The following is a 24610-nucleotide window of genomic DNA, read 5'->3' on the forward strand; positions in this document are numbered from 1 at the left end:
TTGAAAAGCAGCGCCCCCTCGACCCCGCCTTCGTCGTGTCAGATTGCCGGTGCGGGCATTAAATTCAAGAGGCGGACCGGTCCGAAATTGTTGACGCTGCGGGACCGCTTCGCCATTGCGGCGGCACCATGAAGACGCCCGAACGAGACCCCAAGACCAGCTTTCAGGACATGATCCTCACGCTCCACGATTACTGGAGCGCGAATGGCTGCCTGATCCTGCAACCCTACGACATGCGGATGGGGGCGGGCACGTTCCACACCGCCACCACGCTGCGCGCGCTGGGGCCGGAGCCGTGGAACGCCGCTTTCGTGCAGCCGTGCCGCCGCCCGACGGACGGACGTTACGGCGAGAACCCGAACCGATTGCAGCATTATTACCAGTATCAGGTGATCCTGAAACCCAGCCCCGCCAATCTGCAGGAGCTCTATCTGGAAAGCCTGCGCGCGATCGGCATCGACCCGCTCAAGCACGATATCCGCTTTGTCGAGGATGACTGGGAAAGCCCGACACTGGGCGCCTGGGGTCTGGGCTGGGAAGTGTGGTGCGACGGGATGGAAGTCACGCAGTTCACCTATTTTCAGCAGATGGGTGGCTATGACTGCAAACCCGTCGCGGGTGAGCTGACCTATGGGCTCGAACGGCTGGCCATGTATATTCAGGGGGTCGATAACGTCTACGACCTCGGTTTTGACGGGCGCGGCACGACCTATGGCGACGTGTTCCTCGACAATGAACGGCAGATGTCGACCTGGAACTTCGAGGTTGCCGACACCGATGCGCTGTTCGACCTGTTCCGCAAGGCGGTGGCCGAATGCCGCAATTGCCTCGACGCGAAACTCCCCATTCCCGCCTATGAACAGGCGATCGAGGCGAGCCATATCTTCAACCTGTTGCAGGCCCGCGGCGTGATCAGCGTACAGGAACGCGCCAGCTACATGGCGCAGGTCCGCGATCTCGCCCGCGGCTCGTGCGAGGCGCATATGGAGAAGAACGCCGACCGCTGGGCCGAAGCCTATCCGGAGTGGAGCGCATGAGTGATTTTCTGCTCGAACTCAGGTGCGAGGAAATTCCCGCCCGGATGCAGGCCGGCGCCCGCCGCGACCTCGAACGTTTGTTTCGCGCCGAAATGGACGGCGCCGGTGTCTCCCATGGCGCGGTGACCGTGTGGTCCACGCCGCGGCGTCTCGCGCTGATCGCGCGGGACTTGCCGGTCGAAACGCAGGCCGTCTCCGAAGAGGCGAAAGGTCCGCCCGAGGGCGCGCCCGATGCCGCCATCGACGGGTTCTGCCGCAAGAATGGCGTGAGCCGCGACGATCTCGAACTGCGTGAGGTGAAAGGCCGCAAGACCTGGTTCGCGGTGCGCGACATTCCGGGCCGGGCCGTCGCCGACGTGCTGGCCGAGGCGATTCCGGCGATCATCCGCGCGTTTCCCTGGCCCAAATCCATGCGCTGGGGCGCGGCGTCGCTTTCCACCGAAAGCCTGCGCTGTGTCCGGCCGTTGTCGGGAATCGTCGCCATTCTGGGCGAGGATCTGGTGCCGTGTGACGTCGAGGGCATCGCCAGCGGTTTTGCCACCAAGGGTCATCGTTTCCATCACGACGGCCCCATCACCATCGGCGGCGCGGACGATTATGCGGGCAAGCTTCGCGCATGCCACGTCATCGTCGACCACGAGGAACGCGAGGCAATCATCCGCCAACGCGCGCAGCAGGCCGCATCGGACGCGGGCCTCACGCTGGTCGAGGATGAGGGGCTGGTCGTCGAGAATGCTGGACTGACCGAATGGCCGGTGCCGTTGCTCGGCCGGTTCGACGCGGAATTCCTCGCGGTGCCGCCCGAGGTCATTCAGCTCACCGCCCGCACGAATCAGAAATATTTCGTGTGCGAGGAGGGCGGCACGCTCGCCAATGCATTCGTGTGCACCGCGAATATCGAGGCGGCCGACAATGGCGCCGCGATCACCGACGGCAATCGCAAGGTTCTGGCCGCGCGGCTGTCGGACGCACGTTTCTTCTGGGATCAGGATCGGAAAAAGACGCTCGCCGAACATGCCGAGGGGCTGGGGCGCATCACCTTCCACGAAAAACTCGGCACCGTCGCGGACAAGGTGGAGCGGGTGGCGACGCTCGCCCGCTGGCTCGTGACCGAGGGTATCGTGAAGGATGCCGACCCGGACGAGGCGGAGCAGGCCGCGCGGCTGGCCAAGGCCGACCTGGTTACCGAAATGGTCGGCGAATTCCCGGAATTACAGGGTCTTATGGGCGGATATTACGCCCGCGCCGAAGGTTTGAACGACCGCGTCGCCGATGCCATCCGCGATCATTACAAGCCGGCGGGGCAGGGGGACGAGGTGCCCACGGCGCCGGTGACGGTGGCGGTCGCGCTGGCGGATAAGCTCGATAATCTGCGCAGCTTTTTCGAGATTGACGAGAAGCCGACCGGTTCGAAGGATCCCTTCGCCTTGCGGCGGGCCGCACTCGGCGTGGTCAGGATCGTGACGGAAAACGGGCTTCGGCTCGGCATTGCGTCGGGCGAGCTGCTCGATTTCTTCGCCGACCGATTGAAGGTGCAGCAGCGCGAGGCCGGCGTTCGCCACGATCTGATCGACGCCGTCTTCTCGCTCGGGAACGAAGACGACCTTGTACGACTTCTATCTCGCGTGAACGCATTGCAAACATATATGGGTAGCGAGGATGGGCAAAACCTGCTCGCCGCCTACAAGCGCGCCGCGAACATCCTGAAGAAGGAAGGGTTCGAGGCTCCCGAAAACCGCACCGCGCGAACGGGGGAGGAAGATCCGCTGGCGCTGGTCGACGATCCCGATCTCGGCCCGATCGTCGCCGAACGCGCCCGCGAAAAGCAGGAGCCGTCCTACGAGCGTGAGCCGGCGGAGCAGGCGCTTGCCGATGCGCTCGACACCGCCGAACCGAAGGCCGAGACCGCCATCGCGCACGAAGATTTCGAAAGCGCGATGGATGCGCTGGCCTCGCTGCGGGCGCCGATCGACGCGTTCTTCGACAGCGTGACGGTGAATGACGACGATCCGGCAAAGCGGCAGGCACGATTGACCCTTCTGGACAGGTTTCGTGCTGCGGTGCACAAGGTTGCAGACTTTTCGCGGATTGAGGGATAGTAAGGTGCAAGGGTCACAATCGGACAACGATTGAACGCGAGATGCGAAAATGTTCGCGGTCGCGGAACGATAATTTTGGGGGCACAGGCTATATGACGCAATATGTCTACACCTTTGGTGGGGGCGCCGTTTCCGATGATCCGCGCGCGCGGGACAAGACGATCACCGGCGGCAAGGGCGCGAATCTCGCGGAGATGGCATCCATCGGCCTGCCGGTTCCGCCCGGTTTCACCATCACGACCGAGATGTGCATCAAATACCTGGCCGAGGGTGCGAATTTTTCCGACGAATTGCGGGCCAATGTCGCAGACGCGCTGAATCATATCGAGCGGACGGTCGAAAAATCCTTCGGCGATGCGCAGGATCCGCTGCTCGTTTCGGTGCGGTCGGGCGCGCGCGTTTCGATGCCGGGGATGATGGACACGGTCCTCAATCTCGGACTCAACGACGAAACGGTCGTCGGGCTGGCCGCGATTTCGGGTGACGAGCGATTCGCCTGGGACAGCTACCGCCGCTTCATCCAGATGTATTCCGACGTCGTGCTCGGCCTCGACCATGGCCTGTTCGAGGAAGCGCTCGAAATCGCGAAGGAAGACAAGGGCTTTCTCAACGATATCGAGATGGCAGCCGAAGACTGGAAAGCGCTCGTCTCGCAATACAAGGCGATTGCCGAGCGCGAGCTGGGCCGGCCGTTCCCGATGGATGTGCACGAACAATTGTGGGGCGCCATTGCCGCCGTGTTCGGAAGCTGGGATGCGGAGCGCGCCAAAATCTATCGCCGGATCAATGGCATATCGTCCGAATGGGGCACCGCCGTCAACGTGCAGGCCATGGTGTTCGGCAACATGGGCGACACCAGCGCCACCGGCGTTGCCTTCACCCGCGACCCCGCCACCGGCGAACGCAATTATTACGGCGAATGGCTCGTCAATGCGCAGGGGGAGGATGTCGTCGCCGGCATTCGCACGCCGCAATATCTGACGAAATCGGCGCGCGAGAGCGCGGGCGCCACGCTCCCCTCGATGGAGGAGGCGATGCCCGATGCCTATGGCGAGCTGGAACGCGTGTTCGCGCTGCTCGAAAACCATTATCGCGACATGCAGGACATCGAATTCACGGTGCAGCAGGGCAAGCTGTGGATGTTGCAGACCCGCACCGGCAAGCGGACCGCGCGCGCCGCGTTGAAGATGGCGGTCGACATGGTGAACGAGGGGCTGATCGATCAGTCCGATGCCGTGCGCCGCATCGATCCGATGGCGCTCGATCAGCTTCTGCACCCCACGCTCGACCCCGACGCGCCGCGCGACGTGCTGACCACCGGGTTGCCCGCGTCGCCGGGCGCGGCATCGGGCAAGGTGGTGTTCGATGCCGATACGGCGGAAACCATGGCGAGCCGCGGCGAGGATGTCGTGCTCGTCCGCGTGGAAACCAGCCCGGAGGATATTCACGGGATGCACGCGGCCAAGGGCATCCTGACCGCGCGCGGCGGCATGACCAGCCACGCGGCCGTCGTGGCGCGCGGCATGGGCCGCCCGTGCGTATCGGGCGCGTCGGCGCTGTCCATCGACCGTCAGACGAAGGTCGCCCGCATCAATGGCGAGGAATTGAAGGAAGGCGATATCATCACGCTCGACGGGGCGAACGGGCAGGTGATGAAGGGCGCGGTCCCGACGATCGAGCCGGAGCTGGTCGGCGATTTCGCCACCTTGATGGAGTGGGCCGACACGATGCGCCGCATGAAGGTGCGCGCGAATGCCGAAACGCCGGAGGACTGCCGCATGGCGCGGCAGTTCGGCGCCGAGGGCATCGGCCTTTGCCGGACCGAGCACATGTTCTTCGACGCCGCGAGGATCAGCCTCGTGCGGCAGATGATCCTGGCCGAGGACGAGGCCGGACGGCGCAAGGCGCTCGACCAGCTGCTCCCCGAACAGCGCAGCGATTTCGTCTCCATCTTTACCGAGATGGCGGGGCTACCCGTGACGATCCGCCTGCTCGATCCGCCGCTGCACGAATTTCTGCCCACGCGGGACGAGGAATTCGACGATCTGGCGAATGCGACCGGATATGGCGCCGATCACCTCAAGCGGCGTGCGGGCGAATTGCACGAGGCGAACCCGATGCTGGGCCACCGCGGTTGCAGGCTCGGCATTACGTTTCCCGAAATCTACGAGATGCAGGTCCGCGCCATATTCGAGGCGGCGCTTGCCGTTGCGGAGGATAGCGGCGAGGCGCCATTGCCCGAAATCATGATCCCGCTGGTCGCGACGCGGCGCGAATTGCAGATCCTCAAAACGCTGACCGACCGCGTGGCCAAAACCGTGTTCGAGGAAAAAGGCCAGACCATCGACTACCTCGTCGGCACGATGATCGAATTGCCGCGGGCCGCCCTGATGGCGGGCGAAATCGCGAAGGAGGGTGAATTCTTCTCCTTCGGCACCAACGATCTGACGCAGACGACGCTGGGCGTGTCGCGGGACGATGCCTCGCGCTTCCTTGGCCCCTATGTCGACCGGGGCATCTACCCGCGCGATCCTTTCGTCAGCCTCGATATCGAAGGGGTGGGGCAGCTTGTCGAACTCGCCGCCGAACGCGGGCGGGCGCAGCGTGCCGGTATCAAGCTCGGCATTTGCGGCGAACACGGCGGCGACCCTGCCTCCATCGCGTTTTGCGAGAAGCAGCGGCTCGATTACGTGTCGGCCTCGCCCTATCGCGTGCCGATCGCGCGGCTTGCGGCGGCGCAGGCGGCGCTGAGCTGACCTATTGCGGCGTGGGGGAGCGCGCCCCGGCCTGCGGTGCCGCGCTCCATCCGCTTAGCGTCACGATCTCGAACCGTTCGCGGATCTTGCCGCTGTCGTCGGCATGTTCGGCGAACGCATCCCGGGCCCGTAGCAACGCTGCCTTCCCCAGCGGCGGCCCCGCATTGCGCAGGACATTGCCCGCGGCCTGCGCCCGGAGATCGCCAACCAGCTGATCGAGCGAATCGAACGCAACCTCGAAGTGCCAGCCATCGACAACCGGGCTTTCGAAGCCCAAGCGGTTCATCAATTGCCCCGCGGCGCGTACGTCCACCTGCGGATGGATGCGCGGGGCCGGGCGGTCGGCGTCGGCCGCGACCATCGCCTCGCGCAAGACCGGCAGGCTCCCCGCGCCAAGAAAACTCCCGATCATCAACCCGCCCGCATGCAACGCCCGCCGCATCAGGATCAGCGCGCCGGGCAGATCATTCACCGTATCGAGCAGCCCAAGCGACACGATAAGATCATAGGGCCCGCCGGGAAGGGGGCGTTCCTCGTCGAGGTGCATATCGGCGAGGCCCGGCGCCGGGTCGGCGCGCGTGATCTGTGTGCCCCGCGCGGCAAGATCATCGGAGAGGTTGCCCGTCGTGTCGCCGATGACGAGAGCCTTGCCGAAATCGCCGCGGACGAAACCGATCCTGTCGATCGCGTCTGCCGCCATCTCGCGCGCGATCGCCTGTGCGACGGGGCCATTCTGGCCAAGCCGGGCCATGCGTTGGCGGGCAGCGATGCGGCGTGATGGCGCGAAGATGCGGGGAGGGGCGTTGTCGGTCATGGGTGCGTCCTGCCCGCTTGGCGCGGTTCTGACAAGCTTGCCCAATGGCGTCGCGGCGGGCAGGATGGGGCGCATGTCGCTGCACCAGATCATCGCCCCGATCATTGATTTTGCGTATCCTCCACGCTGCCCGGCATGCGGCGATCCGGTCGATGGCGGCGGGTTTGGGACGGTCGATGCGCTTTGCCCGGACTGTTTCGGGATGGTGGAACGGCCCGGTTCGCCAGCCTGCGCGACGTGCCAATACCCATTTTCGGAAAACACCCTCGGCAATGAGGCCCAATGCGCCGCATGCCTGCACGACCCGCCCGAACATGACGGGATGACCGCGGCGACGTTTTACGGTCCCGTTTCGAAGGATCTCATCCTTTCGCTCAAATATGGGGGGCGGATGGCGCTTGCCGATATGCTGGGGCGTCAGATCGCGGCGCGTCTGCCCGATTTTTCGCGCGATACGATCATCGTGCCGGTGCCGCTGCATCGCTGGCGCCTGTGGAAACGCGGTTATAATCAGGCTGCGCTCCTCGGTCGTGCGATCGCGCGGGGCAAAACGCTCTCGCTCGTGCCCGATGCGCTGGAACGGGTGCGGCGCACGACGCCGCTCGGCGGGATGGACGCGGCACAGCGCCGCGCCATGGTCGCAGGCTCGATCCGGGCGAGCCCGCGCCACGCCGCATCGCTTGCGAATCGCGCGGTGATCCTGGTCGACGACGTGTACACCACCGGCGCGACGACCGGTGAATGCGTCAGGGTCTTGAAAGCCGCGGGGGCCGGGGCGGTCCATGTGGCCTGTTATGCGCGGACACGATCGGGCGAGGGGTGAACCCACGAAAAACGCCCGGAACCGAAACGGCTCCGGGCGTTTACGTGACGATGATCTCATTCCGGCTTCGAGGGATTTTATCCCGAGCCTGTCACAAGATCTTCACCCTGGCAGATCCCCCCGAACCTGCCATTTTCCCTGAACCCGCCGAAGCGGACTGGCTCCCTCAAGCCATGGTCATCTTGTGTGGTTGCAACACATTTGAAAAGGGGGCAGGCGCACAGGCACAGGAATATGAGTCTTCACTGTGGCCACTACGCAACAGTGCGACTTCACCGCCCATGACGCAGAATACGGAGCCATCCATGCCCTCGATCGAGACGACCCCGCGATTTGAACCGCGTTTCAATGCCGATGGCCTGATTACCGCGGTGTGTGTCGATGCGAGCGATAACGCGGTGCTGATGGTGGCGCATATGAATGCAGAGGCGCTGCGGCTCACGCGGGAGACGGGCTTTGCGCATTTCTGGTCGCGTTCGCGCAAATCGCTGTGGAAGAAGGGCGAGACGTCCGGCCATACGCTTCGCCTTGTCGACATGCTCGTCGATTGCGATCAGGATTGCCTGGTGCTGCGCGTCGATGCGGCGGGGCCGGCATGCCACACCAACGCGCGGAGCTGTTTCTATCGCCGGGTGACCGACGACGGGCTGGAACCCGTCGCGGTGTGAACCGGGCCGCCAGGCTTATGCCTCGGTCGGCAGAAAGTCGGGGACGGACAGATAACGCTCGCCCGTGTCGTAATTGAAACCGAGAACGCGCGTGCCCGCATCCATTTCGGGCAGCTTCTTGGCAATGGCGGCGAGCGTGGCGCCCGAACTCAGACCGACGAGCAACCCTTCTACGCTGGCGCACTGGCGCGCCATGTCCTTTGCCGTGTCCGCGTCCACCTGGATCGCGCCGTCGATCGCGCGGGTGTGCAGATTGTTCGGAATGAAGCCGGCACCGATCCCCTGCAACGGGTGGGGGCCGGGCTGTCCGCCCGAAATCACGGGGGAAAGCGCAGGCTCGACGGCATAGGTCTTCATATTGGGCCAATGCTTCTTCAACTCCTCGGCACAGCCGGTGATATGGCCGCCCGTTCCCACGCCCGTGATCATCGCATCGATCGGCGTGTCGGCAAAATCGGTCAGGATTTCCTGCGACGTGGTGCGAACGTGCACATCGACATTGGCGGGATTGTCGAACTGCTGCGGCATCCATGCGCCTTCGGTTTCCTCCACCAGCTCGCGGGCGCGTTCGATGGCACCTTTCATGCCGCCCTCCTTCGCGGTGAGGTCGAAGCTCGCCCCATAGGCCAGCATCAGACGGCGCCGCTCGATCGACATCGATTCCGGCATGACGAGCACCAACTTGTAGCCCTTGACCGCCGCGACCATGGCAAGGCCGACGCCGGTGTTGCCCGACGTGGGTTCGATGATGGTGCCCCCCGGCTTCAACGTGCCCTCGGCCTCCGCCGCCTCGACCATGGCGAGCGCGATGCGATCCTTGATCGATCCGCCGGGGTTGGCGCGTTCGGATTTCACCCAGACCTCGTGATCGGGGAAAAGCCGCGACAGGCGGATATGCGGGGTATTGCCGATGGTTTCGAGGACGCTGTTGGCCTTCATGGCGGCTCCTTTCAGGATGGTATGCTTTTTATTCGCGATATGCAGGAGCAAAGGTCCGCGCGTTCTTTAGTTCCGGGAAAGCCATCGCCCAGATCAGCGTGACCAGCACCGCGCCCGCCCCGCCGAAGATCACCGCCCCCGTCGCGCCGAGGAACGCCGCGGCGACGCCGGACTGCAATTCGCCCAGCTCGTTCGAGGCCGATATGGCCAGTCCGGAAATCGACGAGACCCGCCCGCGCATGGCATCGGGTGTGTTGAGCTGCACGAGCGAGTTGCGCACGAAAACCGAGATCATGTCCGCCGCGCCCAGCGCGACAAGCAGGACGAGGCTAAAAGCCAGAGAGCGGCTGAACCCGAAGATCGCGGTGGCAAGGCCGTACGCGCCCACGGCCCAGAGCATCTTCACGCCAACGTTCCGCTCCATCGGCCGAACCGATAGCCAGAGCGCAACCACGCCCGCCCCGAGCGCAGGCGCCGCCCGCATCCAGCCCAGCCCCTCCGGCCCGACGCGAAGGATATCGCGCGCGAACACGGGCAGAAGCGCCGTCACCCCGCCCAGCAGCACCGCAAACAGGTCGAGCGATATCGCGCCCAGCAGAAACCTGTCATGCCAGACGAAACGCAACCCGTCGCGCACCTGCCGCCAGGGGTGGACCGTCCGGTCGACATCCGGCTTCCGCAACGGTTTGATCATCAACACGAGCGCCGCGCCAAGCGCCAGAAGCCCCACCGACACGATATAGGGGAGGGAGGGAAATATGGCATAGAGCAGCCCGCCCGCCGCGGGGCCCAGCACCGATGCGAATTGCCAGGCGATCGAATTCATCGCGATCGCGCGCGGGATCATGGCCGCCGGCACGATATTCGGCGCCAGAGAATTGAGCGCCGGCCCCAGGAATATGCGCGCCACCCCGTGCAGCGCGGCGAGCGCGAACAGCAGCGGCAGCGAGAGAACCTCCAACCACGTCGCCAGCCCCAGTCCGGCCGCGACCAGCATGTCGATTCCCATCGACAGGGCCGCGACCCGGCGCCGGTCGAACCGATCCGCGGCAAGCCCCGCGACGGGCGTGAGCACGAAGAGCGGCACGAACTGCACCAGGCCCAGAATGCCGAGTTGAAACGCCGCGACGGACCGGCTCATCCCGTAATCGGACCGGGCGATGTCGTACACCTGCCAGCCGAGGACGACCACCATCGACAGCGTGGCGATCACGCCGGAAAACCGGCAGATCCAGAAAAGCCGGTAATCGCGGATCTGATAAGGGTGACGCGGCGCCGGCGCCGTCGCGTCACCCGATGCTTCGTCTTGCATCAGAAGCTGGGTTTGAACTCGTCGCTCTCTTCGTCGAGCCAGTGCAGGATGCCGTCCGAGATGGCAAAGAATGCACCGCGCAGGCGCAGGCGCGGCTTGCCGTCGCGGATCTCGCCCTCACGTTCCTGCACAAAGGGGAAGGTGCGCAGATTGGCGAGGCTGACCCGCACACCGGCCAGTTCCATTTCGCGTTCCGCCATGCGGCCTTCGGTGCCGCAACGTGCGGCGACCTCGTCGCGCGCTTCGTCGAGAAGCCGGATCCAGTCGGCGACGAAACCGCCCTTGCCGGGTTCGGCCCCCTGCATCGACTGGCTCAGCGCGGCCTTGCAACCGCCGCACATGCCGTGGCCCATCACCACGACTTCCTCGACTTCCAAAACCTGCACCGCGAATTCCAGTGCGGCGGACACGCCATGCTGTCCGGGCGTGGTCTCGAACGGAGGGACCATCGCGGCGACATTGCGCACCACGAAGATTTCGCCGGGATCGACGTCGAACACCTGCGCCGGATCGACCCGGCTGTCGGAGCAGGCGATGATCATCACCTTGGGCGACTGACCCTCGCTCAACGTGCGCCAGCGTTCATGCTGCGGGTGCCAGTTCTTTTCACGGAAGCGGCGATAGCCTTCGTTGAGGTGGGCCAGGGCGTCGGAGTGATGGGTCGATTCGGTCATGGCAATAGCTTTGCCGTGTAGCATTGCGCGTGGCAAGCGGGACGACTATGTGGGCGGACATGGACGACATCGCAGCAAATTCCGACCTCTCGCCGCAGCAGCTCGAACGCCGGCGCAAGCCCGACTGGATCCGGGTGAAGGCGCCCACGAGCAAGGGCTATGCCGAAACGCGCAAGCTCATGCGCGATCTCAAGCTCAACACCGTGTGCGAGGAAGCGGCCTGTCCCAATATCGGCGAATGCTGGACGAAAAAACACGCCACCGTGATGATCCTCGGCGATGTGTGCACGCGGGCGTGCGCGTTCTGTAACGTAAAGACCGGCATGCCGCGCATGGTCGATGCGAGCGAGCCGCAGCATACCGCCGATGCCGCCGCCGCGCTCGGCCTTGAACATATCGTTATCACCTCGGTCGACCGGGATGACCTGCCCGACGGCGGCGCGGGGCAGTTCGTGAAAGTGATCGAGGCGCTGCGCCGCACCGCGCCCGACACCACGATCGAAATCCTGACCCCCGATTTCCGCGGCAAGATGAAGGCCGCGATCGCCGCCATCGTCGAGGCCGGCCCGGACGTGTTCAACCACAATCTGGAAACCGTGCCGCGGCTCTATCCCACGATCCGGCCCGGTGCGCGCTATTACAATTCGCTCCGCCTGCTCGAGGAGGTGAAGGACCGCAACCCGTCGATCTTCACCAAGTCGGGCATCATGCTGGGACTGGGCGAGGAACGGCTCGAGGTGCATCAGGTCATGGACGACATGCGCAGCGCCGACATCGATTTCCTCACCATGGGGCAATATCTGCAACCGACGCCGAAACATGCGAAGGTCGTCGATTTCGTCAAGCCGCAGCAGTTCGACGCACTGGGCGCAATCGCGCGGGCGAAGGGCTTCCTGCAGGTCGCGTCGAGCCCGTTGACGCGGTCGAGCTATCACGCCGGCGACGATTTTGCCGAGATGCGCGCCGCGCGCGAGGCGAAGCTCGCCAAGGCCGCGACGACGCCGGCGAAAATCCCGGGTCGCAAGGCACGCTGAACGACCGATGCCCAGTATTCGAGAATCCAAAGAGCTGCCCTACAGCGCCGACCGCATGTTTGCGCTGGTGGCGGATGTGAAAAGCTATCCGCAATTCCTGCCATGGGTCGTGGCGACGCGGGTGCGGTCCGACGACGGCACGGTGATGATCGCGGACATGATGGTGGGGTTCAAGGCGCTGCGCGAAAAGTTCACCTCGCGCGTGACACGCAATGCGCCGCACGACATCAAGGTCGAATATATCGAGGGGCCGCTCAGCCACCTTGAAAACCTGTGGCATTTCGAGCCGACCGGCCCCGACAGCTGCCGCATCGATTTCAGCGTGGATTTCGCGTTCAAGAACCCGATTTTCGAGGCGCTCGCCGGCACATATCTCGACCGCGCATTTCGCAAGATGGTGGGCGCGTTCGAAAAACGCGCCGAAGAACTTTACGGCAACAGCAGCTCGAGCGCGCACAGCGTGGCCTGATGCCGGACGTCGGCGCGGGTCCGGCAGTCGAAACGTTTCAGCTCCGCCGTGGGTTCATCATCCGCCTGTCCGCGGATCGCGCGGGCGAATACGACCGTACCAACCGGCTTCATCTCGCTCCCGCCTTCCGGCCCGGCGATGCCCGTTATCGACACCGCGACGTCGGCACGGGAGGCCGCCAGCGCACCCTGCGCCATGGACCAGGCGACGGCCACCGAGACCGCGCCGAAGGTTTCGATAAGATCGCTCGGCACCTGTAGCTGTTCCATCTTCGAATCGTTCGAATAGGTGATGAAGCCGCGTTCGAGCACCTTGCTCGACCCCGCAATTTCGGTAAGCGCGGCCCCGACGAGCCCGCCGGTGCAACTTTCCGCAAGCGCGACGGTCCGGCCGATGCGGATATTTTCCTCCACCACCCGGCGGGCAAGCTCGGTAATGTCGGGGGAAAGCATGCTATCCATCGTATCGTCCTTTCAGCAGCGCGTCACAAGAACGCTGGCCTGCGCCGCGATCCCTTCGCCGCGCCCGGTGAAGCCCAGCCGTTCGGTCGTCGTGGCCTTTACCGATATGGCGCCGATCTCCGCGCCCACAAGTTCGGCGAGCCGGGCGCGCATCGCATCGCGGTGCGGGCCGATCTTCGGTCGTTCGCAGATAAGGGTCAGATCCGCATTCGCAAGGCGATAGCCGCATTCCCGCGCCAGCCCGACCGCGTGGGTCAGGAACAGGTGCGAGGCAGCACCGCGCCATTGCGGGTCGGAAGGGGGGAAATGCTGTCCAATGTCGCCCGCCGCCACCGCGCCCAGAATCGCATCGGTGAGCGCGTGCAGCGCCACGTCGGCATCGCTGTGCCCCGACAACGCCCGATCGTGGCGCACATGCACACCGCACAGCCAGAGCCCGTCGCCGGGAACCAGCCTGTGCACGTCATAACCGTTCCCCATGCGGAAGGTGGGGATGGTTTCGGCGGTTCGGTCCATGTTCGCCTCCGGAAAATCGTCGCGCCAGGTCAGCTTGCGCAGCCGGGTGTCCCCATCGACGAGCGCGACGGCGCACCCGGTCCTGGCCAGCACCTCCGCATCGTCGCCGGCAACCGCGTCCCCCGACCAGCTGCGGTGCGCGGCGATGATTTCCGCGAAGTGAAAGGCCTGCGGCGTCTGCACCCGGCGCAGCGTTGCGCGGTCGAGCATGGCACCGCGCATGTCGCCCTCGGCGCTGATCATGCTGTCCGCGACGGGCAACACCGGAATGGCCCCCGCCGCATCGTCGAGCGCACGCAGAAGGCGCGTCACGACTTCGCACGGCAGATCGGGCCGGGCGGCATCGTGGATGAGCACGCGCGACGGCGCCAGCTCGTACAGCCGTTCGAGGCCGGCGTGCACCGATTCCTGCCGCGTGCGACCACCGGCGGCGAAGAGCAGGCCGTCACACGCACCGATCGCGGCGCGCGCGGTGGTTTCCTCGCCCGCCGGGACGACGACCACGATGGGATCGGCGCCCGCCTCCCGCATCCGCGAGACGGCGAGACCGAGCATCGTGGTCCCGCCGATGGCCGCATATTGCTTCGCCACCGGAAGGCCCGCGCGCGTCCCGCTCCCGCCCGCGACGATGACGGCGGCAAATGTTCGCTGTTCTTCGCTGCGCATGGCAGGCGCGCTACAACCTTGCCGCGCTGGCGGCAATCGACTATGCGCCGTGCTTAAATAATAGGCACTTTTCATGACCCATCCACAGCCCCCCAAGCTCGCCCCCATTGCCATCGGCCCCGTCACGATTGCGGAACCGGTGATCCTGGCGCCGATGACCGGCGTGACCGATCGTCCGTTTCGCACGCTCGTGCGGCGCTTTGGTTCGGGGCTGAACGTGACGGAAATGATCGCGAGCCCCGCGATGATTCGCGAAACGCGGCAATCCCTGCAAAAGTCCGCATGGGCCCCGGTCGAGGAGCCGGTCTCGCTTCAGCTTGCCGGCTGCAATCCTGCGGAAATGGCGGAGGCGGCGAAGCTGAATGCGGATCGCGGCGCCGCCATCATCGACATCAACATGGGTTGCCCGGTGAAGAAGGTCGTGAACGGCGATGCGGGCTCCGCGCTGATGCGGGACGTGCCGCTGGCCGCTTCGCTGATCGAGGCGACGGTGAAGGCGGTGGACGTTCCGGTGACTGTGAAGATGCGGATGGGCTGGGATCACAACGCGCTCAACGCACCCGAACTGGCCCGCATCGCGCAGGATCTCGGCGCGAAAATGATCACCGTGCACGGCCGCACCCGCAACCAGATGTACAAGGGCAGCGCGGACTGGGCCTTCATCCGCAAGGTGAAGGACGCGGTCACGATCCCTGTGATTGCCAATGGCGACATCAACGGCATCGAGGAGGCCGCGATGGCCCTCTCGCAAAGCGGCGCCGATGGCGTGATGGTCGGGCGCGGCGCCTATGGCAAGCCATGGCTGCTCGGTCAGATCATGGACTGGCTCGCCGGGCGCGACGTGCGGCCCGATCCGACCCTACCCGAACAATTCGCCCTGATTTCAGAGCATTATCAAAGCATGCTCGACCATTATGGGAGCGATACCGGGGTCAAGATGGCGCGCAAGCATCTGGGCTGGTATACAAAGGGTCTCCAAGGCTCTGCCGAATTTCGCAATCGCGTCAATTTCATCGACGATCCCGATGCGGTCATGGCCGCCCTGCGCGCCTTCTACGAAACGAAGTTCGACGACGAACTTGCCCAAGAAGCGGCGTGAACCACGCGCCCGATCCCGGCGCGGACCGGATCCTCGCCAGCCTTCCGCACGCCGTCATTCTCCTGCGATCCGACCTGACCATTCACAGGGTCAATACGGCGGGCGAAATCCTGCTGGGGCAGGGGGAAGGGCGGCTCGTCGGGCGGGCATTGTCCGATGCGATCACCTTTGTCGAACCGCGCCTCATCGAAATGATGGCCGACAGCGAAGTGCGCGTAAATGCGCGCGATGTGAGCGCGACGGTCGGCGGACACGTCGCCGGGCCGGTACACGTCTCGCTCGCCCCGGTGTTCGGGTGGACAGGGTGGCGCGTTCTCACGCTGATCCGCCCGGTGGAGGTCGAGGCGCTCGAAGGGGCGGCGGGACCGGACGGCGACGACAGCATGCTGCGTGCGCCCGAAATCCTCGCCCATGAAATCAAGAACCCGCTTGCCGGCATCCGCGGCGCGGCGCAGCTCATCGCGCGAAGGCTCGGCGAGGAGGGACGCGAGCTGACCGGCCTCATCGCGAGCGAGGTCGACCGCATCGCCGCACTTATCGATCAGATGCAATCGCTTAGTCGCAAGAGTTCAGACCCGTCCGAACCGATCAACCTGCATCTGGCGGTGCGCCGGGCGCGCGCGGTGCTCGAAATGTCGGAGCCCCATATTCGCATCGTCGAGGATTACGACCCCTCGCTTCCCGAAGTGATGGCCAGCGTCAATGCGCTCGTGCAGATCCTGCTCAACCTGATGAGCAATGCGGCCGACGCCTCGCGCGGGGAAAAGGATCCGGTCATCATGCTGCGCACCAAGTTCGCCAGCGGGATCAAGCTTCACCCCAGGGGCGGCGATGCGCCGATCCGCCTGCCCATCGAAATCCGGGTCAGCAACAACGGCCCCCGGATCGATCCGGCCCTGCGCGCGCATATCTTCGAACCTTTCGTCAGCGCGAAACAACATGGGCAGGGGCTCGGCCTGGCGCTGGTCCGCAAGATGGTCCGGGACATGCACGGGCGCATCACGCACGACCGGGACGAGGCACGGGGCCTGACCCATTTCCGGATCCACCTGCCCGTTGCCGGCACGCTTTCGCACACCCTGTCGGAACAGCCCGAAAGAACGACGCCATGACCGATCCGGTTCTTCTGGTCGAGGATGACAATTCCATTGCTATCGTCATTTCCGCGGCGCTGGAGGCCGAGGGCCTGCGCGTCGTGCGATGCGAGACGATTGCCGCACGCGACGAGGCGCTGCGCGACGGGCGTTTCGCAATCCTGCTGACCGATGTGATCCTGAAAGATGGCGACGGGATTGCGACGCTCGGCGAGGTTCGCGCCTGCCATCCCGACATGCCGGTCATCATCCTCTCGGCGCAGAATACGCTCGATACCGCGGTGCGGGCGACCGATACGGGTGCGTTCGAATATTTCCCAAAACCCTTCGACCTCGACGATCTGGTGCGCGCCGCGCTTCAGGCGATCAGCGAGCGGGCCGGGGCGCAAGCCCAGGCGGCGCACGATGCCGGCACCGATGGCGAAACGACGCAATTGCCGCTCATCGGCCGGTCGCCCCCGATGCAGGCCGTGTTCCGCATGATCACCCGCGTCTTGCGCAACGACCTCACTGTCCTGATCCTCGGCGAATCGGGCACGGGAAAGGAAGTCGTGGCCGAAACCATCCATCAGCTCGGCTCGCGGCGCGGCAACCCGTTTGTCGCGGTGAACACGGCCGCCATTCCGGCTGAACTCATCGAATCCGAGCTGTTCGGCCATGAAAAGGGCGCCTTTACCGGGGCGGTGGCCCGTCATGCCGGCAAGTTCGAGCAGGCGCGCGGCGGCACGCTTTTCCTCGACGAGATCGGCGACATGCCGATGCAGGCGCAGACACGACTGCTGCGCGCGCTGCAATCAGGGACGATCCTGCGCGTCGGCGGGCGCGAGGAGGTAGCGATCGACGCGCGGATCATCGCGGCCACCAATCGCGATCTCGGCCCGCTGATCCAGGCGGGGAAGTTTCGTGAGGATCTGTTCTATCGCCTGAACGTGGTGCCGATGAAGTTGCCCCCCCTGCGCGAGCGGGGCGCGGACGTGGCGGCGCTCGCCACGCATTTCCTCAATGGCGCGGCGCAGGACGGGCTTCCGCGGCACCGGCTTTCCGATGCGGCCGCGACGCTCCTTTCGCAGCAATACTGGCGCGGCAACGTTCGCGAATTGAAGAATTTCATCTATCGCCTGGTCCTGTTTTCGCGCGAGGAAACGATCGATGTCGGTGCGGTTCGCGCGCTGCTCGACGAAACGGGCGGTCCTGCACCCGTACCACCGCCGCAGGGCGCGATCGACGCGGGCGAACACGGCGATCACGGTTTCGAGGCGGCGCTGGGCCGCTGGATGGCGGCGCACGAGCCGGCCAATGGCGACATCTACGCCTCGGCGCTGGCCGCATTCGAGAAGCCCTTGTTCGAACACGCCTTGCGCACGACCGGTGGAAATCAGCTCCGCGCGGCGGAAATGCTCGGCATCAATCGCAACACCCTGCGCAAGCGGGTGAACGAGCTGGGCATCGATGTCGATGGGCTGTCAGGGCGGGGTGCGCCCGGCACGTCTTCGCGGCAAATTTTGCAACCATAAGTCACTTGCCATTCAGCCACAGCAGTGTTGTATCCCGGCCACGATGGATGCCACGCCCGACATGACTCTCGACAATACGCAGTCCGACGTCGGAAAGGCGGCGCCGCATGGTGCGTCCTTCTGGGCGCGCGGGCGGCGGCAGGTCGCACTTTTCTGGCACCGGGCGAACGGGTTCGCGCTGCTCGAAATCGCGGCGTCGGTGGCGTTGATCGCCGTGGTGGTGAGCGGGTGGTCCACGCTCGACGGGAGCGACACGCCCGGCGAATTGCTGCCGACGGTGACGACGACGACGCTGCTCGTCGCGACGCTGGTGCCGGGGATGGGGCTGCTCGTGCTCATGGGGCGGCGGCTCGCCCTGCGCCGGGCGTTGCGACAGATGGGCAGCACCGGACAGCTGCACGTGCGGCTCGTGTTCTTCTTCTCGCTCCTCGCTGCGGTTCCGACTTTGCTCGTCGTGGTGTTCGCCTCGGTGCTGTTTCAATCGGGGGTCGAATTCTGGTTTTCGGAACGGTCGCGCGGCATGCTGGAGGATGCGAACCAGCTGGCGCGCGGATATTACGAGGAAAATTTCCGCGATGTCGGCGACAAGAGCGTCGCGATGGCCGACGATATCCGGTTCTACCTGTCGCAGGTTTCGCTCACCAATCCTGAATTCGCGGAGGCATTCACGCGGCAGGTCATCCTGCGTGAACTCGACAAATCCGCCATTCTGGAACGGGGGGAGGACGGCGTGGTGCGCACCGCGGCCATCGTCGATCCCGACGAATCGACCGACCCCGGCGCGATCGATCCAGAGGTGTTCGAACGCCTGATCGCGGGCGAAACCGTCGTGGTCAGCTCCACGGCGGAGCGGCTCGAGGCGGTGACGCCCCTCGATCTCAGTGCGGGGATCTATCTTTACACCGCCCGCGATTCCGATGCCCGGTCGCTCATGCAGTGGCAGCGGGCGCAAAGCGTGCTGGAAAACTACGATCAGATTACGGGCCGCGCACGCCTGCTCCAATTGCAGTTCAATATGGCCCTGCTCATCGTATCGCTGATGCTGGTCGGGCTCGCGGTGTGGTTCGCGCTGCGCTTTGCGGATCGGCAGGTCGCGCCGCTTGCCGAACTTCTCGCCGCGACGCGTACGGTGGGTGCCGGCAATTTCGCGATGCGCGTCGCCGGTCGCACGGGGAGCGACGAGATCGGACAGCTCAACCGCGCCTTCAACCGCATGACGGAGCAGATCGAGCAGCAGACCCATGCGTTGATCGGCGCCAATGCGCAGCTCGACGAGCGGCGCGCGTTTACAGAAGCCGTGCTCGATTCGGCGACCGCCGGTATCGTGTCGGTCGATCGCGACGGGCGCATCCTGCTCATCAACGGGTCGGCGCAGACCATGCTCGGCAGCCAGGACGAAACCTCCGCCATCGGGCAGTCGCTCCTCGACATCGCGCCGCAATTGCATGCGCTGGTCGCGCAGGGGCGGGGCGGGGGCATCGTTCAGTATCCGCGCGGCGGCGACACGCGCACCTTCGCGGTCAAGCTGGCCGAGACGCAGCATGGCCACGTACTCACCTTCGAGGATATCACGCGGCAATTGCTCGACCAGAGGCGCGCGGCTTGGTCGGACGTGGCCCGCCGCATCGCGCATGAAATCAAGAACCCGCTCACGCCGATACAGCTGGCGACGGAACGTCTTGGCCGGCGTTTCCGCAGGCAGGTCGAGCAGGACACAGAATTGTTCGACGAGTTGATGGCGACGATCATCCGGCAGGTCGGCGATTTGCGCAAGATGGTGGACGAGTTTTCCTCCTTCGCCCGCATGCCCAAGCCGAATTTCCGGAACGAGGACATCAGCGAGCTGATCCGGCAGTCGCTCTTCCTTCAGGAAGTGGCGCACCCGGAAATCGCCTATCGCTATATCGCGAGCGATGGCGACACGGTCATCGAATGCGACCGGCACCAGGTCGGCCAGGCCATGACGAATGTTCTTAAAAACGCGGCAGAAGCCGTTGAAACACGTCAGGAAGATGGCTCCGGCTATCGAGGTTTGATAGAGGTGTCGATCGCCGCCGACAGTGCGGGGGTGACGGTGATCGTCGCCGACAATGGCGTCGGCCTGCCGCAGGACAGCGGCAATATCGTCGAGCCCTACATGACGACGCGGGAAAAGGGCACGGGCCTTGGTCTCGCCATCGTGCAGAAGATCGTGGGCGAACACGGGGGAAACATCGCTTTCGAAGCCGGGTCGGAGGGGGGCACGCGGGTCCGGCTTCGCTTTGCGCGCGAACCGCTTGCCGGGGCTGCGGCAGCGGACGAACGGGACAATACCGAATGATATGGGTCCGAACGACATTGGGGCGAACGGTGCAAGCCGCAACTGAAGACATGCAAGGACGCTGAATGGCTCTCGATATTCTCATCGTCGACGACGAACGCGATATTCGCGAACTGGTCGCGGGCGTGCTTTCGGACGAAGGTTACGAATGCCGCACCGCCGGCGACAGCCGCGCCGCGCTCGCCGCGATCGACGAACGCCGCCCCTCGCTGGTGCTGCTCGACGTGTGGCTGCACGGCTCGCCGATGGACGGGCTGGAGGTGCTCGACGCGATCAAGGCGCGCGAACCCGACCTTCCGGTCATCATCTTTTCCGGTCATGGCAATATCGAGACCGCCGTGGCCGCGGTGTCGCGCGGCGCGGTCGATTTCATCGAGAAACCCTTCGAATCCGAGCGGCTCCTGCTCATGGTCGCCCGCGCGACCGAGACAGAGAGCCTCCGCCGCGAAAACATGCGCCTGAAACAGGATGACGAGGCGGGCTTTGCCGAGTTCAACGGCAACAGCAGCGCGATCAACAACGTGCGCGCCACGTTGAAACGCGTCGCCAATACCGGCAGCCGCGTGCTCATCACCGGCCCCGCGGGTGCGGGCAAGGAAGTTGCCGCCCGCCTGCTGCATCAATGGAGCAATCGCGCGGACAAGCCCTTCGTCACCGTCAATTCCGCCCGCATCACCCCCGAACGGTTCGAGCAGGAGCTTTTCGGCGAGGAATCGAACGGGCGCCTCGTGCGCACGGGACTGCTGGAGACGGCGGACGGGGGCACGCTCTACCTCGACGAGGTGGCGGACATGCCCGAATCCTCGCAGGCGCGGATCCTGCGCGTGCTGACCGATCAATCCTTCGCGCGCGTGGGTGGCAACCGGCAATTGCGCGTCGACGTGCGGGTCGCATCCTCGACCTCGACCGATCTTGAGCAGGCGATCGCCGAACGCCGATTTCGGGAGGATCTCTACTACCGGCTCAACGTCGTGCCGGTCGCGGTGCCGGGGCTGAGCGAGCGGCGGCGGGACATTCCCGTGCTCGTCACGCATTTCTTCACCCGCTACGCCAATCAGCAGGGTCTGACCCCGCCGGAGGTGAGCGACGACGCGATGGCGGTGCTGCAAAGCTACGACTGGCCCGGAAATGTCCGGCAGCTGCGCAATGTGATCGAGCGGACGGTCATCCTGACCCCGCGCGAGAAATTCACGCGGGTGGAGGCCGACATGCTCCCCGCCGAGCTCACCAGCGACAATGGCGAGGACAGCGCCGGGCTGACCGCGATGATGGGCATCCCCCTGCGCGAGGCCCGCGAACAGTTCGAGCGCGAATATCTGCGAATCCAAATCCGGCGCTTTTCGGGCAATATCTCCCGCACGGCGAGCTTTATCGGGATGGAACGCTCCGCTCTCCACCGCAAGCTCAAGACGCTCGGCATCAATGAACGACGCGACGATCAGGAATAGCGTTTCGGGGAACCACTTGCGCTTCGGGGCTTTGGCCAAATAGAATTGGTGCGGCGCAGCGTGAAAGAGATTCGCACCTGCGCAACACGCAATGATTCGGCCGGTTCCATCCGGCCAGACTGCGGCGGGGGCAATCCCGCACGCCAAGAAAAAGGAAAAGATCATGGCCGGCAAGACATTGAGCATCAAGACACCGCCCCCCGCACCGCCTGCGCCCCCCGCGCCGCCCAAGCCCGCGAAGAAAAGCGCCGCCAAGGGCAGCCAGAATCTTCAGGATCTTTTCCTGAACCAGCTCCGTCGCAGCAAGACCCCGGTGACCATGTTCCTGGTCAAGGGCGTGAAGCTTCAGGGGATCGTCACCTGGTTCGACAATTTCTCGATCCTGCTGCGCCGCGACGGACAGTCGCAGCTTGTCTACAAGCACGCCATTTCCACCATCATGCCCACCGTGCCGATGGACGCCGAACAGTTCGAAATGGACGACGCCGTCCGCGGCAAGCGCCAGTTGCAGGACGTTTTCCTGACCTCCGTGCGCGAGGCGGGGGTCCATGTGACCATGTTCCTCATCAATGGCGTCATGTTGCAGGGGCGCATCGCGGCCTATGACCTGTTCTGCATGCTGCTCGAACGCGAAGGCTATGTGCAGCTTGCCTACAAACACGCGGTGTCGACAGTGCAGCCGGTCAGCCACGTGGATCTGAGCGGCGACTGGGACGAAGATGGCGACGATGCTTAGGCCGACATCTTGAGCGACGACATTACCGGCGAAGTGACCCGCGGCGCGCGCGCCGTCGTGGTCATGCCCGACATCCGCACCGCCCATATCGCCGACCCGGAGGCCCGCCTCGAGGAGGGGCGGGGGCTGGCGCTTGCCATCGGGATCGAGGTGGTCGACAGTTTCGTCATCCCCATCCGCGAGGTGCGCCCCGCGACCCTTTTCGGCGCCGGTCAGATCGAGCGGATCGATACCGCCTGCACGATGGAGGAGGCCGAGCTCGTCATCGTCGACGGCGCCCTGTCCGCGATACAGCAGCGCAATCTCGAAGAGAAACTCAAGCGCAAGGTCATCGACCGCACCGGGCTCATCCTCGAGATTTTTGGCGAGCGCGCGGCGACGGCCGAAGGCCGTCTTCAGGTGGAGCTTGCCCATCTCGATTATCAGGCGGGGCGGCTCGTGCGCAGCTGGACCCACCTCGAACGGCAGCGCGGCGGCTATGGCTTCCTCGGCGGGCCGGGCGAAACGCAGATCGAGGCGGATCGCCGGATGATCCGCGATCGCATGGCCCGCCTGCGCCGCGATCTGGAGCAGGTACGCCGGACCCGCGCCTTGCACCGGGCGCGGCGGGGAAGGGCGCCCTGGCCCGTGGTGGCGCTGGTCGGCTATACGAATGCCGGAAAATCGACGCTTTTCAATCGCATGACCGGCGCTTCGGTCATGGCCGAGGACCTGCTTTTCGCAACGCTCGACCCGACGATGCGGGCGGTGTCGCTGCCTGCGGTGGAGAAGATCATCCTTTCGGACACGGTCGGTTTCATCTCCGACCTGCCGACACAGCTTGTCGCCGCCTTCCGCGCCACGCTGGAGGAGGTGACGGGCGCCGATGTCATCGTCCACGTGCGCGACATGTCGAGCGACGCCGCCGAGGAACAGAAGCAGCAGGTCGAACAGATTCTGCACGACCTCGACATCAACGCGGAGGAGGGGGATGGCCTGCAGATTCCGGTGATCGAGGCTTGGAACAAGTGGGACAGGCTTTCCCCCGATCGGCAGGAGCAGCTGAGCGAGATTGCCGGCCGTGAAGACGACACGCCGATCATCCCGATTTCGGCGCTGACCGGTGAGGGTGTCGACAGGCTCGAGCGGGCGATCGCGGAACGACTTACGCAGGATGCGCGCGTGTACGAGTTTCTGTTGCCGACCAAGGACGGGCAGCGGATCGCCTGGCTCCATGCACATGGCGAGGTTCTGTCCGAAGCCGCGGCGGGTGAGGGCGACGATGGCCCGCAAACCGCGATGACGGTGCGCTTGGGACCGATCGAATATGGCCGTTTTTCAAGTCTTTAGAAGAATGACTTAACGCTCGGCCTCATTCTTTTCATCGCGCTTCGCTGCTTGCCAAAGCTGCTCCTGCGCGTGGAGGTCGAGCGTGTCGAATGCGCGGCCTTCATGGGCAGCGCGTTGCTCCATGTTGGTGAAGCGCCGCTCGAACTTGCGGTTGGCGGCGCGCAAGGCCTCTTCGGGGTCTATGCCGCGTTTGCGCAAGAGGTTGACGGCCGAAAACAGCAGGTCGCCCGCCTCCTCCACGCGCTCCGCATCGGTTTGCGCGGCGTCGAATTCCTGAATTTCCTCGGCTAGTTTTGCCGCGGCGCCGCGATCGTCGGGCCAGTCGAACCCGACGCGCGCGGCGCGTTTCTGCAATTTTTCGGCCCGCATCAACGCCGGCAGGCCCAGCGCCACACCATCGAGAGCCCCCGATTGGGCCTTGGCCGCACGTTCCTCGGCCTTGACCGTTTCCCAGTTTCGGTTGGCGCTGACCTGTGTGCTGTCGTCGGCGAAGATGTGGGGATGGCGCCGCCGCATCTTGGCCGCGATGCCACTCGCGACCTGCGCGAAGTCGAACAGATTTTCTTCCTCTGCCATGCGTGCGTGGAATATGACTTGAAGAAGCAAATCACCGAGTTCGTCGGACAGATCGCCCATGTCGCGCCGCGCGATGGCATCGGCGACCTCGTAAGCTTCCTCGATCGTGTAGGGGGCGATGCTTTCGAAATCCTGTGCGAGATCCCAGGCGCAGCCACTCTCCGGATCGCGCAGCTTGGCCATCACCGTCAACAGATCGAGAAGTGCCGAGGCGGCGTTTTCCAAA

21 protein-coding genes are annotated in these 24610 nt (G+C 64.8%); 14 read left to right on the top strand and 7 right to left on the bottom strand.

The window, feature by feature from the left end:
• The first annotated feature begins 128 nt into the window (after nt 1-128).
• From Q0897_RS10600 to ppdK, 3 genes are all read left to right on the top strand, one after another.
• Nucleotides 129-1037 carry a glycine--tRNA ligase subunit alpha gene (locus Q0897_RS10600; protein WP_299309398.1) on the top strand — a complete coding sequence of 303 codons (909 nt, stop codon included), beginning with the start codon at nt 129-131 and terminating at the stop codon, nt 1035-1037.
• The gene (gene glyS / locus Q0897_RS10605; protein ID WP_299309399.1) at nt 1034-3136 is read left to right on the top strand and encodes a glycine--tRNA ligase subunit beta; all 2103 of its coding nucleotides are present in this window, start codon (nt 1034-1036) and stop codon (nt 3134-3136) included. Before Q0897_RS10600 ends, glyS begins: the two co-directional genes overlap by 4 nt.
• 92 nt (nt 3137-3228) lie before the next feature.
• Complete coding sequence (ppdK, locus tag Q0897_RS10610) at nt 3229-5892, top strand: pyruvate, phosphate dikinase (RefSeq protein ID WP_299309400.1); 2664 nt, start codon at nt 3229-3231, stop codon at nt 5890-5892.
• 1 nt (nt 5893) lies between these two features.
• Here ppdK and Q0897_RS10615 read toward each other — a convergent pair whose 3' ends face one another.
• Nucleotides 5894-6706, bottom strand: a complete 813-nt coding sequence (locus tag Q0897_RS10615; protein WP_299309402.1) for a methyltransferase domain-containing protein — start codon at nt 6704-6706, stop codon at nt 5894-5896.
• A 73-nt stretch (nt 6707-6779) separates the two neighbouring features.
• On the opposite strand from Q0897_RS10615, the gene Q0897_RS10620 reads away from it, so the two are divergent.
• Both Q0897_RS10620 and hisI read left to right on the top strand, forming a co-directional pair.
• Nucleotides 6780-7529 (top strand): ComF family protein, encoded by a 750-nt coding sequence (locus tag Q0897_RS10620; RefSeq protein WP_299309403.1) that lies wholly within the window; start codon nt 6780-6782, stop codon nt 7527-7529.
• A gap of 281 nt (nt 7530-7810) precedes the next feature.
• Nucleotides 7811-8197, top strand: coding sequence for a phosphoribosyl-AMP cyclohydrolase (gene hisI, locus Q0897_RS10625; protein ID WP_299309405.1), 387 nt, complete (start codon nt 7811-7813; stop codon nt 8195-8197).
• A gap of 15 nt (nt 8198-8212) precedes the next feature.
• Here hisI and cysK read toward each other — a convergent pair whose 3' ends face one another.
• The 3 genes from cysK to Q0897_RS10640 are packed head-to-tail and all read right to left on the bottom strand — an operon-like array spanning nt 8213 to nt 11122.
• On the bottom strand, nt 8213-9136 hold the full coding sequence (gene cysK / locus Q0897_RS10630) for a cysteine synthase A (RefSeq protein ID WP_299309406.1): 924 nt from the start codon (nt 9134-9136) through the stop codon (nt 8213-8215).
• Nucleotides 9137-9164: 28 nt separating this feature from the next.
• Complete coding sequence (locus Q0897_RS10635) at nt 9165-10448, bottom strand: MFS transporter (RefSeq protein ID WP_299309408.1); 1284 nt, start codon at nt 10446-10448, stop codon at nt 9165-9167.
• A complete protein-coding gene (locus tag Q0897_RS10640) occupies nt 10448-11122 on the bottom strand; it encodes a carbonic anhydrase (protein WP_299309409.1) in 675 nt (224 codons plus the stop codon). The genes Q0897_RS10635 and Q0897_RS10640 overlap by 1 nt, the downstream gene beginning before the upstream one ends.
• A gap of 59 nt (nt 11123-11181) precedes the next feature.
• Here Q0897_RS10640 and lipA point away from each other — a divergent pair, with 59 nt between their 5' ends.
• On the top strand, nt 11182-12156 hold the full coding sequence (gene lipA, locus Q0897_RS10645) for a lipoyl synthase (RefSeq protein WP_299309410.1): 975 nt from the start codon (nt 11182-11184) through the stop codon (nt 12154-12156).
• 7 nt (nt 12157-12163) lie between these two features.
• Entirely contained in the window at nt 12164-12625 is a 462-nt protein-coding gene (locus Q0897_RS10650) for a type II toxin-antitoxin system RatA family toxin (protein WP_202084719.1), read from the top strand.
• On the opposite strand, the gene Q0897_RS10655 is transcribed toward Q0897_RS10650, so the two are convergent.
• Nucleotides 12586-13086, bottom strand: coding sequence for a CinA family protein (locus Q0897_RS10655; RefSeq protein ID WP_299309412.1), 501 nt, complete (start codon nt 13084-13086; stop codon nt 12586-12588). The two genes, Q0897_RS10650 and Q0897_RS10655, sit on opposite strands and share 40 nt — an antisense overlap.
• Before the next feature lie 12 nt (nt 13087-13098).
• Nucleotides 13099-14268, bottom strand: coding sequence for a bifunctional 2-C-methyl-D-erythritol 4-phosphate cytidylyltransferase/2-C-methyl-D-erythritol 2,4-cyclodiphosphate synthase (locus Q0897_RS10660; protein ID WP_299309414.1), 1170 nt, complete (start codon nt 14266-14268; stop codon nt 13099-13101).
• Between the two features lie 73 nt (nt 14269-14341).
• On the opposite strand from Q0897_RS10660, the gene dusB reads away from it, so the two are divergent.
• From dusB to hflX, 7 genes are all read left to right on the top strand, one after another.
• On the top strand, nt 14342-15367 hold the full coding sequence (gene dusB / locus Q0897_RS10665; RefSeq protein WP_299309415.1) for a tRNA dihydrouridine synthase DusB: 1026 nt from the start codon (nt 14342-14344) through the stop codon (nt 15365-15367).
• Nucleotides 15364-16479: an ATP-binding protein gene (locus Q0897_RS10670; RefSeq protein WP_299309416.1), complete on the top strand. Its 1116-nt coding sequence runs from the start codon at nt 15364-15366 to the stop codon at nt 16477-16479. The genes dusB and Q0897_RS10670 overlap by 4 nt, the downstream gene beginning before the upstream one ends.
• Nucleotides 16476-17975 carry a sigma-54 dependent transcriptional regulator gene (locus Q0897_RS10675; protein ID WP_299309418.1) on the top strand — a complete coding sequence of 500 codons (1500 nt, stop codon included), beginning with the start codon at nt 16476-16478 and terminating at the stop codon, nt 17973-17975. The genes Q0897_RS10670 and Q0897_RS10675 overlap by 4 nt, the downstream gene beginning before the upstream one ends.
• Before the next feature lie 43 nt (nt 17976-18018).
• A complete protein-coding gene (locus Q0897_RS10680) occupies nt 18019-20295 on the top strand; it encodes an ATP-binding protein (protein ID WP_299309419.1) in 2277 nt (758 codons plus the stop codon).
• 65 nt (nt 20296-20360) lie between these two features.
• On the top strand, nt 20361-21743 hold the full coding sequence (locus Q0897_RS10685) for a sigma-54 dependent transcriptional regulator (RefSeq protein ID WP_299309420.1): 1383 nt from the start codon (nt 20361-20363) through the stop codon (nt 21741-21743).
• 163 nt (nt 21744-21906) lie between these two features.
• Nucleotides 21907-22479, top strand: coding sequence for an RNA chaperone Hfq (gene hfq, locus Q0897_RS10690; RefSeq protein ID WP_299309421.1), 573 nt, complete (start codon nt 21907-21909; stop codon nt 22477-22479).
• A 9-nt stretch (nt 22480-22488) separates the two neighbouring features.
• Complete coding sequence (gene hflX / locus Q0897_RS10695) at nt 22489-23808, top strand: GTPase HflX (RefSeq protein WP_299309423.1); 1320 nt, start codon at nt 22489-22491, stop codon at nt 23806-23808.
• A gap of 9 nt (nt 23809-23817) precedes the next feature.
• Here the strand turns inward: hflX and mazG are convergent, their stop codons facing one another.
• Nucleotides 23818-24609, bottom strand: coding sequence for a nucleoside triphosphate pyrophosphohydrolase (mazG, locus tag Q0897_RS10700; protein WP_299309424.1), 792 nt, complete (start codon nt 24607-24609; stop codon nt 23818-23820).
• Nucleotide 24610 lies beyond the last annotated feature (1 nt).

The organism is uncultured Croceicoccus sp. (assembly GCF_947496385.1).
GTDB lineage: Bacteria > Pseudomonadota > Alphaproteobacteria > Sphingomonadales > Sphingomonadaceae > Croceicoccus.